Source organism: Nocardia sp. NPDC059180 (assembly GCF_042754945.1).
Classification (GTDB): domain Bacteria; phylum Actinomycetota; class Actinomycetes; order Mycobacteriales; family Mycobacteriaceae; genus Nocardia.
The window spans coordinates 23,353-39,736 of record NZ_JBHZBU010000011.1; the positions used below are offsets into that span (position 1 = coordinate 23,353).

12 protein-coding genes are annotated in these 16,384 nt (G+C 67.7%); 4 read left to right on the top strand and 8 right to left on the bottom strand.

All coding sequences use genetic code 11. From position 1 onward, the window contains the following. Nucleotides 1–134 precede the first annotated feature (134 nt). Nucleotides 135–926, top strand: a complete 792-nt coding sequence (locus ACFXNW_RS27210; protein ID WP_379420642.1) for a DsbA family protein — start codon at nt 135–137, stop codon at nt 924–926. Then, nucleotides 923–1,489: a vitamin K epoxide reductase family protein gene (locus ACFXNW_RS27215; RefSeq protein WP_379420643.1), complete on the top strand. Its 567-nt coding sequence runs from the start codon at nt 923–925 to the stop codon at nt 1,487–1,489. The genes ACFXNW_RS27210 and ACFXNW_RS27215 overlap by 4 nt, the downstream gene beginning before the upstream one ends. Before the next feature lie 114 nt (nt 1,490–1,603). Here the strand turns inward: ACFXNW_RS27215 and ACFXNW_RS27220 are convergent, their stop codons facing one another. The 5 genes from ACFXNW_RS27220 to ACFXNW_RS27240 all read right to left on the bottom strand — a co-directional run bounded on the left by ACFXNW_RS27220 (nt 1,604) and on the right by ACFXNW_RS27240 (nt 8,728). Then, entirely contained in the window at nt 1,604–2,755 is a 1,152-nt protein-coding gene (locus tag ACFXNW_RS27220) for a S1C family serine protease (protein ID WP_379420644.1), read from the bottom strand. 129 nt (nt 2,756–2,884) lie between these two features. Then, on the bottom strand, nt 2,885–4,009 hold the full coding sequence (locus ACFXNW_RS27225) for an AI-2E family transporter (RefSeq protein WP_379420645.1): 1,125 nt from the start codon (nt 4,007–4,009) through the stop codon (nt 2,885–2,887). A gap of 192 nt (nt 4,010–4,201) precedes the next feature. Continuing rightward, the gene (locus ACFXNW_RS27230) at nt 4,202–5,254 is read right to left on the bottom strand and encodes an NAD(P)-dependent alcohol dehydrogenase (protein WP_379420646.1); all 1,053 of its coding nucleotides are present in this window, start codon (nt 5,252–5,254) and stop codon (nt 4,202–4,204) included. Between the two features lie 87 nt (nt 5,255–5,341). Then, nucleotides 5,342–7,069: a DEAD/DEAH box helicase gene (locus ACFXNW_RS27235; RefSeq protein ID WP_379420647.1), complete on the bottom strand. Its 1,728-nt coding sequence runs from the start codon at nt 7,067–7,069 to the stop codon at nt 5,342–5,344. Nucleotides 7,070–7,411: 342 nt separating this feature from the next. Beyond that, nucleotides 7,412–8,728 (bottom strand): hypothetical protein, encoded by a 1,317-nt coding sequence (locus ACFXNW_RS27240; protein WP_379420648.1) that lies wholly within the window; start codon nt 8,726–8,728, stop codon nt 7,412–7,414. Nucleotides 8,729–8,857: 129 nt separating this feature from the next. Here ACFXNW_RS27240 and ACFXNW_RS27245 point away from each other — a divergent pair, with 129 nt between their 5' ends. Beyond that, the gene (locus ACFXNW_RS27245) at nt 8,858–9,424 is read left to right on the top strand and encodes a TetR/AcrR family transcriptional regulator (RefSeq protein ID WP_379420649.1); all 567 of its coding nucleotides are present in this window, start codon (nt 8,858–8,860) and stop codon (nt 9,422–9,424) included. A gap of 117 nt (nt 9,425–9,541) precedes the next feature. Here ACFXNW_RS27245 and metE read toward each other — a convergent pair whose 3' ends face one another. The 3 genes from metE to aceA all read right to left on the bottom strand — a co-directional run bounded on the left by metE (nt 9,542) and on the right by aceA (nt 14,594). Further along, nucleotides 9,542–11,866 carry a 5-methyltetrahydropteroyltriglutamate--homocysteine S-methyltransferase gene (gene metE / locus ACFXNW_RS27250; RefSeq protein WP_379420834.1) on the bottom strand — a complete coding sequence of 775 codons (2,325 nt, stop codon included), beginning with the start codon at nt 11,864–11,866 and terminating at the stop codon, nt 9,542–9,544. Nucleotides 11,867–12,225: 359 nt separating this feature from the next. Beyond that, nucleotides 12,226–13,098, bottom strand: coding sequence for a 3-hydroxybutyryl-CoA dehydrogenase (locus tag ACFXNW_RS27255; protein ID WP_379420835.1), 873 nt, complete (start codon nt 13,096–13,098; stop codon nt 12,226–12,228). A 206-nt stretch (nt 13,099–13,304) separates the two neighbouring features. Continuing rightward, nucleotides 13,305–14,594: an isocitrate lyase gene (aceA, locus tag ACFXNW_RS27260; RefSeq protein ID WP_379420650.1), complete on the bottom strand. Its 1,290-nt coding sequence runs from the start codon at nt 14,592–14,594 to the stop codon at nt 13,305–13,307. Nucleotides 14,595–15,234: 640 nt separating this feature from the next. On the opposite strand from aceA, the gene ACFXNW_RS27265 reads away from it, so the two are divergent. Continuing rightward, nucleotides 15,235–16,374, top strand: a complete 1,140-nt coding sequence (locus ACFXNW_RS27265; protein ID WP_379420651.1) for an alpha/beta hydrolase family protein — start codon at nt 15,235–15,237, stop codon at nt 16,372–16,374. Nucleotides 16,375–16,384: the final 10 nt, after the last annotated feature.

Here is a 16,384-nt window from a genome sequence, read left to right on the forward strand (position 1 = left end):
CGCCGGGTATTTCGGAAACTCTCAGGTTCACCGACCATGATGTGGCTTGCCGCTGAGGCCGGAAACCCGCGTCCGGCTCTACCATCAGGGCAGCAGGCAACGCGAAAGCGAGCGAAAGGCGTGGTGAACGCACGGTGAGCAACAAACCGGGTCGGAAGAATCCGCTGGCGGCAGCCGAGCGCGCCGACCGCAACCGCAAGATCGCGATTCAGGTGGGTGTCGCGGCGGTGCTCGTCGCCCTCGTTGCCGCGATCGGCGTCGGTATCGCCATGCGCGGCGACGACGACGAGGATCTCGGTGCGATCCCCAGCGTGATCGCCGGAAACCCGACCGCGAGTCCGGGCGCCGCGCCCGTTGAGGCGCAGGATCCGGTGGCCTCCACCGGCGCCATCCGCGTCGGCAATCCGGATGCGAAGGTGACCGTGCGGGTGGTTGCCGACATGCAGTGCCCGATCTGCAAGCTGTTCGAGGAAGCCAACGGCCAGGTGCTTGCCGACGGCGTCGCCAACGGCACCATCAACGTCGAATACAACATCGCCTCGTTCCTCGACCAGATGTCGACGACCGACTTCTCTTCCCGCAGCGCCAACGCGGCCTACTGCGTCACCGACACCGGAGTCGACAAGTTCCAGTCCTGGCTGCAGGCCATGTTCGCCCAGCAGCCGCCCGAGGGTGGTGCCGGTCTCCCGGACGAGAAGTTGATCGAGATCGCACAGTCGGTCGGATATACCGACCCCGGTATCGCGCAGTGCGTCACCGACCGCAAGTACGACAAGTTCGTGCAGGCCAAGTCGAAGAAGCTGCTGGACGAGGGCATCAAGGGCACGCCGACCGTGTTCGTCAACGGTGAGCAGGTCCAGACGCGTGAGGCGCTGTTCACGCCGGGCGGGTTGGCGCCGGTGATCGCGCAGGCCGCGGGCCAGTGATCGCGGCGGCCCCAAGATCCGCCTGGGTTCTGCTGATCGGTGGTCTGGCCGGCTGGATCGCGTCGTTCACGCTGACCGTCGAACGGTTCAAACTGTTCGTCGATCCCGCTTATCAGCCGTCGTGCAGCCTCAACCCCATCCTGTCCTGCGGTTCGGTGATGACCACCGATCAGGCCGCGCTGTTCGGGTTCCCCAATCCGATCATCGGCGTGGCAGGTTTCGCGGTGGTCGTCACTCTCGCCGTGCTGGCGGTCGCCGGGGTAGCGATGCCGCGCTGGATCTGGATCGGGCTGTGGCTCGGCACCATCGCAGGCACGGTCTTCATCTGCTGGCTGATCTTCCAGAGCCTGTACCGGATCGGCGCGCTCTGCCCGTACTGCATGGTCGTGTGGGCCATCATCACCCCGCTGCTCGCCGCGGTCACCCAGACGCTGTGGGGCGGTTCGCGTGGGCCGATGCGGGTGGTCGCGGAATGGCGGTGGACGTTCGTCGCGCTGTTCTACGCCGTGGTGCTGCTGCTGATATTCCTGCGGTTCCAGGACTACTGGCTGTCGCTCGTCTGAGCTACACCTGGCGCGGCGGCGTGGACCGAGTTCCACGGTTGCCGTATCGGGCTGGTATCGCCGACGCGACCATGGCGCGGTTGGGCGGCTGAGCCGGATCGCACCGACGATCGGCTAGTTCGGGGTCCCCGCGCCAAGGACGACGCGAACGGTCCGTTCACCACCCGGCCCGGTGACGCCAAGCTGCACGACATCCTGCGGTTTGTGTTTGTTGATCGCGGCGCGCAGGGCGCGGGCGGTGGTGATGGCGCGGCCGTCGATCGAGGTGATGATCTCGCCGTCGGCCAGTCCGGCATCGTGCGCGGGAAGACCGTAGATGGCGACGTCGACCCGTGCGCCGCTCGGACGGGCATCGGAGATCAATACGCCGAGGGTGGCGGTGGGGCCGATATGCACGGTCTCGGTGGGTGTGCCCGAGCGAATCTGGCGGACCACCCGCATGGCGGTATCGATCGGCACGGCGTAGCCGATCGGCGGGCGTTGGGCCTGCGCACCGGGATCCTCGTCTTCCTCATGGTCGCCGGAGGCCGCCGCGATCACGCCGATCACCGCGCCCGCGTGGTCGGCCAGCGCACCACCGGATTGGCCCGAACTCACCGCCGCGGTGATCTCCACCATGCCGGTGAGCGCCTTGCGGGACAGATCCGCGGAATTCAACGCCAGGATGGTGCTGTCGAGATCGGAGATGTGCCCGGACACCGCGGTCGGTGCGCCGGTACCGCCGGCATTGCCGATGGCGAGGACTTCATCGCGCAGCCGCAACCCCGACGAACTGCCGATCCGGGCCGTGGTCAGGCCGGTCGCGCCGACCAATCCGAGCAGGGCGATATCGGTGCTGGAGTCGTATCCGAGCACCTCTGCCTCGTAGACCAGACCGTCGGAGACCCGGGTGACCTTCACCGCCTCGGCCCCCTTGACCACATGGTGGCTGGTGAGGACCTGGCCGTCGGCGGTCAGCACGATGCCCGACCCCGCGGCGCCCACCCCGAACGGTTTGGTCGAGGCGTTGATGTTCACCAGCACCGGTTCCATCCCGGCCGAGACAGCCACCGGGTCCAGCGGCGGGCGCGGCTCGACCACTGCGGGCGCGGCAGCGGGCACCCGTTCCAGCGAGGGCCAGCCTGGCAGCTCACCGCGATATCCGAGGAAGGCGGCGACGGCCAGGATCGCCGCGACGATCGCAGCGCTGACCCGGCCCGCACCACCCCGCCGGCGGGGGCGTTCATCCCGCTGGTAGTCGCGCGAATCCTGCCAGTCGCCGTCCATGCGCCTCCCGCTTCACCCGCAGCCGATCACTCTATTGTCTCCCGAGCGCAACCGTAGCGGCCCGCTATTTCCTGGGGATGGGTGGTGAGCTGCGGAAATCAACCAGTGGCGACGAGGATTCGATGCTGCTCAGTCGGACTTGCCGCGCCGCAGCCGGATCAGCCGGTGATGCGGCCGTTCGGGTTTGGGCAGCGGCGGCGGGGCGTTCCCCGTCGGAACCTCGACGTCGTAGCGGCGGATGTAGGCGCCCGCGAAACCCTGCAAGGTGGCGGTGACCGGGATCGCCAGCAGCGCCCCTGTCGGCCCGAGGATGGCGGCGCCCGCGAGCACCGCACCGAAGGCGACGGCCGGATGCATATCGAGGGTGGTGGCGGTGATCCTCGGCTGCAGCACATAATTCTCGAACTGCTGGTAGAGGATGATGAAGCCGAGCACCCACAGGCCGTCGGGCGGGTTGTTGACCACGGCGACCACCACCGGCAGCGCACCGGCGAGATAGGTGCCGACGGTCGGGATGAACTGCGAGACCACCCCGACCCACAGCGCCAGCGCGAACGCCGACGGTACGTCGAACACCCGCAACATGATGTAGTGCGCCAGCGTCGACACCAGCGCGAGCAGGCCGCGCGAGTAGATGTAGCCGCCGGTCTTCTCCACCGCGATATCCCAGGCCCGCAACACATGCCGCTGTTTGCTCGGCGGCAGCAACGAGCAGACCGCATTGCGGAAACGCGGACCGTCGGCGGCGAAGTAGTAGGTGAACAGCAGTACGCCGAGCGCCTGGAACAACGCTGCCACCGCGGTGGTGCCGATGCCCCACACGTTGCCCGCCAGCCCCACCGCATAACCCTCGAGGTTGGAACTCCACTCGGTGGCGTACTTCTCGATATCGTCGCCGGACATATCGGTCTTGAAGGTCTTGTTGAACAGGTCGACCGCCTCGTCCGCATAGTGCGGCGCGTTCTCGACCAGCGTGGTGACCTGCTCGACCAGCAACGACCCCAGCGTCCACACGAACGCGACGACCACGAGCAGCAGCGTCAAGAACACCACGCCGGTAGCCGGACCGCGCCGCCAGCCATGTCTGGCCAGCCAATTCACCGACGGCTCGATGGCGAAGGCGAGAAACAGCGACACCACCAGCACCGTCAGCAGCCCCTGCAACTGCTGCAGCAGCCAGAACGCCGCGACGAACCCCGCCACCGTCGCCGCCGCGAGTAGGAACGCACGCAACAGCCACGGTGGCGGATTCATCGGGCCCGCGGAATCGGGCCTGGCTCCTTGCGGATCATCCCCGCCTGCGCGGGGAGCATTCTCATCTGCGGCGCACATGCCTGCCTCGGGATCGAATCATCCCCAGCACGCTCGGAACTCGGCAGCCGGGACCATGGGTCAAGATACCCAACTGCCGCGCAGATCAACCACCGACATGGCCGCCCCGACGCGTCACATAGTCGCGGCGTCGATCACGAAGCGGTACCGCACATCGCTGGCGACCACGCGGTCGTAGGCGCCGTCGATCTCGTCGGCGGCGATGACCTCGATCTCGGCGCCGATGCCGTGCGCGGCACAGAAGTTCAGCATCTCCTGGGTCTGGGCGATGCCGCCGATCATCGAACCCGACAGTGAGCGGCGGTAGCCGGCCAGCGTCATCGGGCGGACCGAGAGGGGCTGCTCGGGCAGGCCGAGGATTACCAGGGTGCCGTCGAGGGCGAGCATGCGCATGTAGGAATCGATCGGCAGATCGGCCGAGACGGTGTTGATGATCAGGTCGAATTTCCCGCGCAGCTCGCGGAAGGTCTGCTTGTCGCTGGTGGCGTAGTAGTGGTGCGCGCCGAAACGTTTGCCGTCGTCCTGCTTGCTCAGCGAATGACTGAGCACCGTGACCTCGGCGCCGAGTGCCGCGGCGATCTTCACCCCCACGTGCCCGAGCCCGCCCATGCCGATGATGGCGACCTTCTTGCCAGGACCGGCCTGCCAGTGCCGCAGCGGGGAGAACAGTGTGATGCCCGCGCACAGCAGCGGCGCGGCGACATCGAGGTCGATGCCGTCCGGGATGGCGAGGACGAAGTTCTCGGTCACCACGACCTGGGTGGCGTAACCGCCCATGGTGAACCCGCCGGGCTGCACGTCCTCCGGCACCGTCGTGTTGTAGGTCATGGTCGACCCGCCGGTGCAGTACTGCTCCTCACCGGCCAGGCAGGCCGGGCAGACCCCACAGGAATCCACCATGCAGCCGACGCCCACCCGATCGCCGACCTTGTGCCTGGTCACCGCCGACCCGACCGCCGCGACGAGCCCCGCGATCTCATGTCCGGGCACACACGGGTAGTTCGCCCCGCCCCACTCGTTGCGCGCGGTGTGGATGTCGGAGTGACATATCCCCGCGTACTTGATGTCGATCAGCACATCGTGCGGGCCCAGCTCACGACGTTCGATGGCGACCTTCTCGAACGGCGCGTCCGGCCCGGCCATTGCGTAAGCGGTAGCAGTACTCATGCGTCCATGCCTACCGCCGCATGCGTCGGTTTGCCAACCTCGCCGTCCTCGCCACGGCGCCGGTAGGGCCTCCCAGTGGCCCAGACCCTAGCCCGCCGCGCGGGTGGCGCGACGGGGGCGACGCTGCTGGCGAGTGCCCGCAGCGGCCGGGGACGAGTCCTCGAACCGACGATGGCTGTCGGCGTTGTGGCCGCGCGCGCTGGTACCACGCGCGGCAGTGGTTCGGTCCGCACGACCGGGCGCACGGTGGCTTCCAGCGGCGTCATGGGCGTGGTCGCTGTGGCGGCCGGGCTGCCTGGTGCGGCCCTGTCCGTCGGCGTGGCGGGCTTCCCCTGCGCCGCGGACACCACCGCGCCGGTTGCCCTGTCCGGCTGCCCGGTTGCCGTGATCGGTGGAGCGGTTGCCGTGGTCGCCCGCTTCGCGGCCGCCGTTCAGCCGGTGCTCGGTGGTCGAGCGGCCCGCCGCCGGGCGACCACGGCGAGCACCGCCGTTGCGTCGTCCGGAGACTGCGGCGCCACCGCCGCGATGCTCGGCGGCCGGGCGGCTGCCGCGTCGCGACCCTCGGGCACCGGAGGTGCGGTTGTCGTCGCGATCGTCGGCCGGGGCCGTGGCGCGGTGCTCGGTCGGGGCAACGGTGCCGATGAGGGCGGTCACGGCCGGCGAGGTCGCGCTCGCGCGCTGCGGGGTCGCGGTGATTCCGGCCTTGCGCAGCAGGACGGCGACATCCTTGCGCTGCTCGGGCAGGACAACGGTGACGACGTCGCCGGAGCCGCCCGCGCGGGCGGTGCGGCCGGATCGGTGCAGGTAGGCCTTGTGCTCGGCGGGCGGATCGACATGAACGACCAGCTCGACGTCGTCGACGTGGACGCCGCGGGCCGCGATATCGGTGGCGACGAGCACGCGGGTGGAACCGTCGGCGAAGGCGCTGAGATTACGGTCGCGGGCGGCCTGGGAGAGGTTGCCGTGCAGGTCGGCGGCCGGAATCCCGGAGGCGGTCAGCTGCTTGGCGAGCCTGCGGGCATGGTGTTTGGTCCGCATGAACAGGATGCGCCTGCCGGTACCGGAGGCCAGCGCGCGCACCAAATCCTTCTTCGCGTCGGCACCTGCGACCTCGAAGATGTGGTGGGTCATCGTCGGGACCGGGCTCGCGGCCGTGTCGACGGAGTGGGTGATCGGATCGCGCAGGAAGCGCTTGACCAGCCGGTCCACCTCGTTGTCGAGGGTGGCCGAGAACAGCAGCCGCTGGCCATTGGCGGGTGTCGCGGTCAGGATGCGGGTCACGGCGGGCAGGAAGCCGAGGTCGGCCATGTGGTCGGCCTCGTCGAGGATGCTGATGCGCACGGCGTCCAGTGAGACGACGCCCTGCCGCATCAGGTCCTCGAGCCGGCCCGGGCAGGCGACGACGATATCGGCGCCCGCACGCAGCTCACGGGTCTGCCGGTTCACCGGCACCCCGCCGAACACCGTGACCACACGTAGGCCACACGGTCGGGCAAGCATCTCGACTGTGGCCGCGATCTGGGTGGCCAGCTCGCGGGTCGGCGCGAGAATCAGACCGGCCGGACGCCCGGGCTTGCTGGTGCCGCCGGCGAGCCGCTCGACCATCGGAATGCTGAACGCGAGGGTCTTGCCGCTGCCGGTCTTACCGCGTGCGAGCACGTCGCGTCCGGCCATGGTGTCGGGCAGCGTGGCGGCCTGGATGGGGAACGCGCCGGTGATACCGGCGGCGTTCATCGCCTCGACCAGCGAGGCACGCACACCGAATTCGGCGAACGAGGAGGTCGTGGGCGCGGCAGTAGAAGGTTTGTCAGACATGGGGATAGCAGGTGCCTTTCCGGCATCGGAGCGAGCCGCAGCGTCGCGCAGGACAGGAGTCCTCACCCGATGGTGGCAGCGCCGCGATGACCGGCGCGAAAGGTGCACATCCACGACGGAGTTGGGGGACGTGCGCGAACGATCAGCGCACGGAACCTCCGCAACCCTACCCCATCGACGCCGCGACCCGCTCCGCACGAGCTGTGCCACATCGCACGCACGTTCGGCTGCTCACCTCCGCCAGAAGACCCGGATTTGGTGTCCCGACGACGATCTGGGCGAGGTCTGCCTGCCTCGTTCGTATCGTCGCGGTCCGACCTGCCGAGCCCACAGTGACATCACTCACCCACGCAGCGCTCCCGACTCGACGCTGATGCTCTGCAACACCTGAGCCAGCGCCGTCCGCAGCCGCGCTTGCCGCGCCCTGCTGTACAGCGCGGTATCGAATTCGACCTGAACGGTCATGCGGTCGCCGACGGTGAAGACGGTCAGTTTCGGCGGCAGCGTGGGCGCCATCGCAAAGATGTCGTCGCGGACGAACGTCAGACCGGCGGGCAGCGAATGTGCAGGCAACCGACCGATATTCGACAGCGTGAGGGTGGGTCGAGCCGACAACAGGGCGGCCATGACCGGGTCGTCGCCGATCGTCTGCGCGGCCAGCATCACCAGGGCGTGTTCCCGGCGGCCCAAGCTTGCCTGCACACCGGCCTCCACCGATCGGCCGAGCTCACAAGGATTCGCGCCGTCATCGACCGGCAGCACTGTTCCGATGCCGGAAGCCCAGTTGACGACCGTGGCGGCCGGCAGCGGCGGAACCAGCTGCGAACGCAGATCGGCGGCGTGCCCGAGGTTCAGCAACAGCGGGCCGTCCGCATCGAAGAGCGCACGAAGCGCGACCATCGCAGCCCCGCTGAACAGGCTGTTGACCGAGATGCAGTGCGCACGAGCCGAGTTGACGAGTGCTCGCGTGTCGTCGGGGTCGAGTTCGATACGCACCATCGCGAAGCGGTCGAGCGGATCGCCCGCGCCGACCCCGTCATGCGGCAGCGCGGCGGGAACGGCATCCGGACCGGCCATCGCCACCTGCGCAGCAATGTCCTCCGACCACTCCGCCACGGCGGCACGATCGACAACATCGGCCATCCGCACATCGGCCGCCGCGGGGAGGTCGCGCTCGGTCGCGGGCCGCGGCGACGGCGAACCGGTCAGGTGGGCGCAGTAGCGCCGCCACAGCTGGTCGAGCAGCGCGAACGCGGACCGGCCGTCGGCGATGCCGTGGTGGATGACGAGCACGATCTGCTCGCGGTCGCCCTCGCGCAGCAATCGCGCCGAGAACAGCCCGTCCGACCAGGTCCGCTCCTCGTTGACCAGCCGGAAGTACTCGCGCTCACCACCGGCGCCCACCTCGAGGCGCGGGCGGAAACCGTCGTCGACGACGAAAAGCTTGGCCTCTTCCGCATCGTGTACGACCCGGCTGCGCAGCAGTGGGTGCGCAGCCGCGAGCTCGTCGAGCACGAGCTGGAGGATCCGTTCGTCCACCCGGCCGGTGACGGTGGTTCCGATGTAGAGGGGCATGCCACCGGTGACGACGCTGCCGAACTTGGCGCCGTCGGTGAAATAGGCGGCTTCGAAGGGTGAAAGCGGACGTTGAGCGGTCATCGTCGGTCTCGTTTCCGTGCGTCGAAACAGGTACAAGGCTCAACATACAGATGTTTCAAACGCTTGTCACAGACGTTTGTTTGGAACATACGTCACAAACGCCTGTATGGAACTTGCTAGGGTACGGAGGTGGGAACACGCGAGGCGCTACTGGACGCGGCGAAGACATGCCTGGCCGAACGCGGCTACGCGCGCACGACAGTGCGCGATATCGTCGCGGCCTCCGGCACGAATCTGGCCGCCATCAACTACCACTTCGGCACCCGCGACGCCCTGCTCTACCAGGCGATGATGGAGTCCAGCGGAGACGCGGTACAGGAGATTCTCGATTCACTGCCCGCCGACGATCCGGACGACCGGACCGCGCGGCTGGATGCGTTCCTTGCCGCACTGATCGGCTCTTTTCGCACGAATCCTGGCCTGTGGTCGGCCAATATGGAAAGTCTTGCGCAGGCCCTGCACTCCCCCGAACTGCGCGCCGAGATCAGTACGGCGCAGGACCGGGCTCGCCGCGGGCTGGCGCAGTTCGGCCGCGGCGACAACGGTGATGCCGTCGGGGCCGTCCTACAGACTCTGATGTGCGGCCTGCTGGTGCAGTGGGTGATCGACCCGGACGGCGTGCCCGCTCCCGATGAGCTCACCGCGGGCTTGCGCGCCCTCACCGATCGGCTCGCACCGGCTCCGCCACCACAATGAGACGCCTGCCGATCGCGACCACCTGAGTCCGCACGAATTCTCGCCGCCGCGGGCTCGGCACCCGCGCACGACAAAGGCCGCCTCTCCGCGAACGGAAAGGCGGCCTTCGAATTTCGACTATTCGGCTGCCGACTCGGCCGCAGCCGCTTCGGCCCGCCGCCGCACGCGCCGCGCCGCGGCGACCATATTGCGCAGCGACGGCTCCAACTGCCAGTAGTGCCGGGTCTTCAGACCACCGTCCGGGTTGGCCCACAGGCGTTGCGGAGTGACGGCTTCGGCTGCCGCGGTGAGTAGTTCGTCCAGCTCATCGATATCGGGGATGCGCGCCGAACGGCTTTCGTACACACCGGGTCCGACGCCGTGACTGAGCCCGTGACCGGAGGCGCAGTCCTCGTTGAGCGCGTTGAGCACCCATTCGATCGAGCGAGTGGCCACGATCGCGGTGACGTCGGCGTCGAGCTGTTCGATCGCCTCGACCACTTCGGCGCGACCGGAATACCCGATGTGGGTGTGGATCTGGGTCTCCGGCTTGACGCCCGAGGTCGCCAGCCGGAACGCGCCGACCGCCCAGCGCAGGTACTCCGCACGGCCCTCGGGGCGCGGCGGCAGCAGTTCACGGATGGCGGGCTCGTCGACCTGGATGATCGAGATCCCGGCCTTCTCCAGATCCACCACTTCATCGCGAATAGCCAGCGCAACCTGGTCGGCGGTCTCGTACAGCGGCTGATCCTGCCGCACGAACGAGCGCGCGATCATGGTGACCGGCCCGGTGACCATGCCCTTGACCGGCCGGTCGGTGAGCGACTGCGCGTAGCTGATCCACTCCACCGACATCGGCGCCGGACGGGCGACATCGCCGTAGATGATCGGCGGACGCACACACCGCGAACCGTAGACCTGCACCCAGCCGAAATGCGTGGTGGCGAAGCCGTCGAGCAGTTCGGCGAAGTACTGGATCATGTCGTTGCGCTCGTGCTCACCGTGCACGAGCACATCCAGGCCGATGTCCTCCTGCAAACGGATGGTCGCCTCGATCTCGGCTTCGATCCGCTTGCGGTATTCGTCGTAGGACAGCCGGCCTTCACCCAGGTCGTAGCGGGCTTGGCGGATCTTGGCGGTCTGCGGGAACGAGCCGAGCGTGGTCGCGGGCACCGGCGGCAGATTCAGCTTCTCCTGCTGGGCGGCGCGACGCTCGGAATACGGTGCGCGCTCACGCATTTCCGGCGTGATGGCGTAAACCCGTTGCCGCACGGCGTGCTTCTGCTTGAAATGCACCTCGGTCGGGCGCTTGCGCCATTTGTCCGACGGACCTTCGGTGAGCGCCTTCGCCAACGAAACGACCTCGCCCACCTTCTGTTTCGCGAAAGCGAGGCGGTCGGCGACATTGCCTTCGATGTCGTACTCGGCGAGCACGTCGTAGGGCACGTGCAGCAGCGTGGTACCGGTGGCGACCACCAGGTCGGGGCAGACCTTGGCCAGCTCGTTGAGGTATTCCAGCGTCACGTAACGGTCCGCACGCCAGACGTTCTGGCCGCTGATCACACCGGCGTAGAGCCGCTTACGGCGGATGCCGGGGATCTGCGCCAGATCATCCGGGCGCATCCGGAACGAGGCCAGGTCCAGGCCGATCGCCTCGACATTGGTGCGCGCCAGAATGGTCAGCGCCTCACCGAAATCGCCGTACTGGCCGGTGACCAGGATGCGCGGACGCAGCGGCGCCTTCGACAGCCGCTCGTAGGCGCGCTCGAAAAGGGCCAGTTCGCTCTCGGACCGCTCGCTGGTGAAGCACGGCTCGTCCAGCTGCACGCAGGTGGACCCGCGCTTGGCCAGGATCTCGAACAGCTGCTCGTACACCGGCAGCAGCTTGTCCAGCAGCGTCAGCGTGTCGAAGCCGCCCGATTCACCGGGGATGTGGCCGGCCTTGGACAGCAGCAGCAGCGACATCGGACCGAGCACCACCGGCCGTAGTTCGATGCCGCGGGCCATGGCGCGATCCCATTCGTCCAGCAGCGCCTCGGGGTGCAGCGAGAACTCGGTGGACTCGTCCAGCTCGGGCTGGCGGTAGTGGTAGTTGGTGCCGAAGAACCGCACCAGCTCCAGCGGCGGCAGATCTGGGCGTCCGCGCGCCATCAGGAAGTAGAAGTCGAGGGGATCCATCCCCTCCTGCAACTCCTGGAACCGAGCCGGGACCGCACCGAACAGCAGCGCGTTGTCCAGCACGTGATCGTAGAAGGAGAAGGTGTTGCCCGGCACCTGGGTCAGCCCGGTGGCGGCCAGCTCGTTGAACTGACGCTCCTGGATATCGCGGCCGACGGCGAGCAGTTCGTCGCGGGAAAGGGCGTCGCGCCAATACGCCTCGAGCGCTCGCTTCAGTTCCCGGTGCGGCCCGATCCGCGGATATCCGAGAACGCTCGACCCGAAACCATCGGTGACGTTGACCATGAGCGGAAACTCCCTTTCGATCACCTGACCGGCTTCCACCAGCAACGATGGATGCCGTAGAACGCTGCGCTCGGTGTCGGCCGGTCCAATGGACGGCCGTTATGCAGCTTATGCCCGGCAGCGGTGGCAGCTACCGGATCCCGCCGAAGTACATCTATGGGTCACAACGCTAGCCGCCGCGAGCTCCGTGTCAGGCGATCCCGACGAACCCGACCCAACGCGACAACTGATCTCGTGAGGGCCGGGTAACTCGTCGGGTATGCCCAGAATCGGTTCGGCACCCAACCGTCGGCACGGGTGCCCGACGCCGACGGCACTACGCCGCCCGCAAAAAACCCGGAGAGGCGGTCCAGCCAGCTCTACTTGCTGTTGTACTGGTAGAAACCCGCGCCGGTCTTCTTGCCGAGCAACCCGGCCTCAACCATGCGCATGAGCAGCGGCGGGGCGGAGTACAGCGGCTCCTTGAATTCGGCGTACATCGAGTCGGCGATGGACTTGACGGTGTCGAGGCCGACCAGGTCGGTCAGTGCCAGCGGGCCCATCGGGTGGGCGCAGCCGAGCACCATGGCCTTGTCGACGTCTTCCTTGGTGGCGAAGCCGGACTCGACCATGCGGATCGAGGACAGCAGGTACGGCACCAGCAGCGCGTTGACGACGAAGCCGGAGCGGTCGGCCGAACGCACGACCTGCTTGCCGAGCACCTCTGCGGCGAACGCCTCGGCCCGCGTGGACACCGACTCGCTGGTCTTGAGCGTGGTGACCAGCTCGACCAGCGGCAGCACCGGCACCGGGTTGAAGAAGTGCATGCCGACAACCCGCTCCGGGTTGTTGGTGGAGACGGCGACCTTCATGATCGGGATGGAGGAGGTGTTGGAGGCCAGCACCGCGTCCGGGTCGGTGACGACCTTGTCCAGCTCGGAGAAGATGGCGGTCTTGACCTTCTCGTCCTCGAGCACGGCCTCGACGACCAGCTGGCGATCGGCGAAATCGCCCAGGTCGGAGGTGAAACGCAGCCGCCATGCGGCCTGCTCGCGTTCGCGCTCGGTGATCTTGCCGCTGCTCACACCGCGATCCAGCGAGCGCAGGATGCGCGCGCGACCGGCGGCGGCCAGTTCCCGGGTCTGCTCGTAGACCAGCACGTCGACGTGCGCCCGTGCGCACACCTCCGCGATTCCGGCACCCATCTGTCCGGCGCCGATGACTCCGACACGTTGAATCTTTTCGCTGCTCACGTCCAGCTCCTGGGGTAGGTCTTGGCTGTCGGGTTTGGCTTGGTCGGCGGCCGGGGTGACCGGCACCTTCAAATGATCAAGGTATAGGGATGCCCTCCCGCCCGGGGCTGTTCGGGCGGGAGGGCGGTACACCCCTACCGGGGTAGAGGACTCGCTATGGAGTTGGCCTCACGGCGCCACCCGAGGGTGGCGCCGTCAGACACAGATCAGTGGAACTGACCCTCTTCGGTGGAGCCCTTCAGGGCGGCCGTCGAGGTGTTGGGGTCCACGGTGGTCGCGATGCTGTCGAAGTAGCCGGCACCGACCTCACGCTGGTGCTTGATGGCGGTGAAGCCACGCTCTTCGGCGGCCTTGAACTCGCGCTCCTGCAGGTCGACGAAGGCGGTCATGCCCTCGCGGGCGTAGCCGTGGGCCAGGTCGAACATGCCGTAGTTGAGCGAGTGGAAGCCGGCCAGAGTGATGAACTGGAACTTGAAGCCCATCGCGCCGAGCTCCTTCTGGAACTTCGCGATGGTCGCGTCGTCCAGGTGAGCCTTCCAGTTGAAGGACGGCGAGCAGTTGTAGGCCAGCAGCTGGTCCGGGAACTCGCTGCGGACGGACTCGGCGAACTTCTTGGCGACCTCGAGGTCCGGCACGCCGGTCTCCATCCAGATGAGGTCGGAGTAGGGGGCGTAGGCCTTGGCACGGGCGATGCAGGGCTCGATGCCGTTCTTCACGCCGAAGAAGCCCTCGGCGGTGCGGGTGCCGTCCAGGAACTCGCGGTCGCGCTCGTCCACGTCGGTGGTGAGCAGCGTGGCGGCCTCGGCGTCGGTGCGGGCGATGACGACGGTCGGCACGCCCGCGACGTCGGCGGCCAGACGGGCCGAGGTCAGGGTGCGGATGTGCTGCTGGGTCGGGATCAGCACCTTGCCACCGAGGTGGCCGCACTTCTTCTCCGACGCGAGCTGGTCTTCCCAGTGCGAACCGGCGACACCGGCCGCGATCATGGCCTTCTGCAGCTCGTAGACGTTGAGGGCGCCACCGAAGCCGGCCTCACCGTCGGCGACGATCGGGGCGAGCCAGTTCGCGACCGAGTCATCGCCCTCGACCTTGGCGATCTCGTCGGCACGCAGCAGGGCGTTGTTGATCCGGCGCACGATCTGCGGCACGGAGTTGGCCGGGTACAGCGACTGGTCCGGGTAGGTGTGGCCGGACAGGTTCGCGTCACCGGCGACCTGCCAACCGGACAGGTAGATGGCCTTCAGGCCGGCGCGGACCTGCTGCACGGCCTGGTTACCGGTGAGGGCGCCGAGCGAGTTGATGTAGTCCTCGTTGTTGACGAGATCCCAGAGGATCTCCGAGCCGCGGCGAGCGAGCGTGTGCTCCTCGACGACGGTGCCCTGCAGCTTGACGACCTGATCGGCCGTGTAGTTGCGGGTGATGCCCTTCCAGCGGGGGTTGGTGTCCCAATCCTGCTGGATTTCGGCAGCGGTCTTCGGGGTGCCGACAGTCGACATCTGTGACTCCACTTCCTCGTTCGGTCGGTGCCGCGCCGTCCGTGCTCCTCCGGAGGAGGTTTCGCTCGAACTGCTGGAGCGGCAATTTGCAGGCTTGCTAGGCCCAAGGGGTGTACTTCCACACGATGGCATATCCAGAAATAGCCGTCTACCTGTTGGAACTGTGAATCTCAGCTAGGTTTCACCCGCACGTTGCTAACTCTGCGAAATTTGCGGGCTAATTGCAAGCATGGAATCTACTCACGGGTAGCGCTGACATGCGGTTTTAGCGTAACGCTCGTACTGTTTGAGATCGGAGGGTGGTACGGCGCCCTGCCCAGCCGACGCGCCGGGCTGTGAGCACACTCACAAGGCTTACGGCCGCGACATTGTGCGACCCATCACGCAACGACACGCGAGTGCCGCGGAGCCCGGAAGCGACGGGCCCGCGGACCGTGTGCCCACTCGTCGAAATCATCCGGCCGATCGCCATCGCACGGTGCGCGGCGCGCCGACGATCACACGATCTGCGACCAGCACCGATGCCGGTCGGGCAGGATTCCGGGCGACCGATCAGGCACACTCGGAAGCAGCCACCTCCAGGACAAGCGTCCAGTTACATTCTCTCGCGACGATGCGGAGTTCTTCAGACAGGAGCACCATGCGGACCACCAGGATCACCGCCGCCATCGCCACCGGCTGCGCGACGGCGGCCCTGCTGTTGCCCGGCGCGAACGCCGCACCGGCCGGTACCGGCGTCGTCGATTCAGTCCAGCCCCTGGCGCCCGCGGCGACGCTGCCGGGTTCGGTGGATTCGGTCCGCATCACCTATTCGTCCACCGGAGCGGGCGAGGTTCCGACCCAGACCAGCGCCGCGGTCTATTTCCCGCCGGGCGAGGCGCCCGAGGGCGGCTGGCCGGTCATCGCATGGGCGCACGGCACCGTCGGCCTCGGCGACGACTGCGCCTACAGCGTCGCCGGTCCCGGCGCGGTGGAACGGGACTGGGCATACCTCGGCACCTGGCTCGAGCAGGGTTACGCCATCGTGGCCGCCGACTACGCCGGACTCGGCGGTCCGGGCGAGCATCCGTACCTCAACGGTGTGGTCGAGGCCCATAACGTGGTCGACGCCGTGAAGGCCGCGACCAGGCAGTTCGATTCGCTGTCGAACAAGTGGGTGGCCGTGGGCCAGTCCCAGGGCGGCGGCGCGGCGGTGTTCACCGCGCGCTACGCCACCGAGTTCGGCGGTCCGGAACTCGATTACCGCGGTGCCGTCGGCACCGGCGTGCCCGCCTATATCGAGGACATCCTGCTGCCGCTGGGTCCAGGAATGCCGCCGATCGAGTTGAGCCCGCACACCACCGCGTACGTGCTCTACATCCTCAACGGCCTGCGCACCACTTATCCCGAGCTGGACATCGAGTCCTATCTGACCGACTCCGGCCGCGACTGGCTCGCGCGCGCCCAGCAGGCCTGCATCGGTCCCTTCGGTGACGAACTGAGCGCGAACAACGTCATCGTCGGCGACCTGTTCGCCCGCCCGCTCAACCAGATCCCCGACCTGCACGGTCTGCTCGGCCGCTACATGGGCCTGCCCGAATCCGGCTACGACAAGCCGCTGTTCCTCGGCCAGGGCCTGCGCGACACCGACGTCATCACGCCGCAAACGCTGCGCTTCGCCGCCGTCCTGGCCGCGGCGGGCGAGCCGGTCACCCTGCACACCTACCCGACCGGCCACGACGGCGCAGTCAACGATTCGCTTCCCGACTCACTGCCGTTCGTGCGGAATCTGTTCGCCTGATCGGCCCGGC

Coding starts and splice junctions, on each gene's coding strand:
- ACFXNW_RS27220 (WP_379420644.1), bottom strand. CDS start 2,755: ATGGACGGCGACTGGCAGGATTCGCGCGACTACCAGCGGGATGAACGC.
- ACFXNW_RS27225 (WP_379420645.1), bottom strand. CDS start 4,009: ATGAATCCGCCACCGTGGCTGTTGCGTGCGTTCCTACTCGCGGCGGCG.
- ACFXNW_RS27230 (WP_379420646.1), bottom strand. CDS start 5,254: ATGAGTACTGCTACCGCTTACGCAATGGCCGGGCCGGACGCGCCGTTC.
- ACFXNW_RS27235 (WP_379420647.1), bottom strand. CDS start 7,069: ATGTCTGACAAACCTTCTACTGCCGCGCCCACGACCTCCTCGTTCGCC.
- ACFXNW_RS27240 (WP_379420648.1), bottom strand. CDS start 8,728: ATGACCGCTCAACGTCCGCTTTCACCCTTCGAAGCCGCCTATTTCACC.
- metE (WP_379420834.1), bottom strand. CDS start 11,866: ATGGTCAACGTCACCGATGGTTTCGGGTCGAGCGTTCTCGGATATCCG.
- aceA (WP_379420650.1), bottom strand. CDS start 14,594: ATGTCGACTGTCGGCACCCCGAAGACCGCTGCCGAAATCCAGCAGGAT.
- ACFXNW_RS27265 (WP_379420651.1), top strand. CDS start 15,235: ATGCGGACCACCAGGATCACCGCCGCCATCGCCACCGGCTGCGCGACG.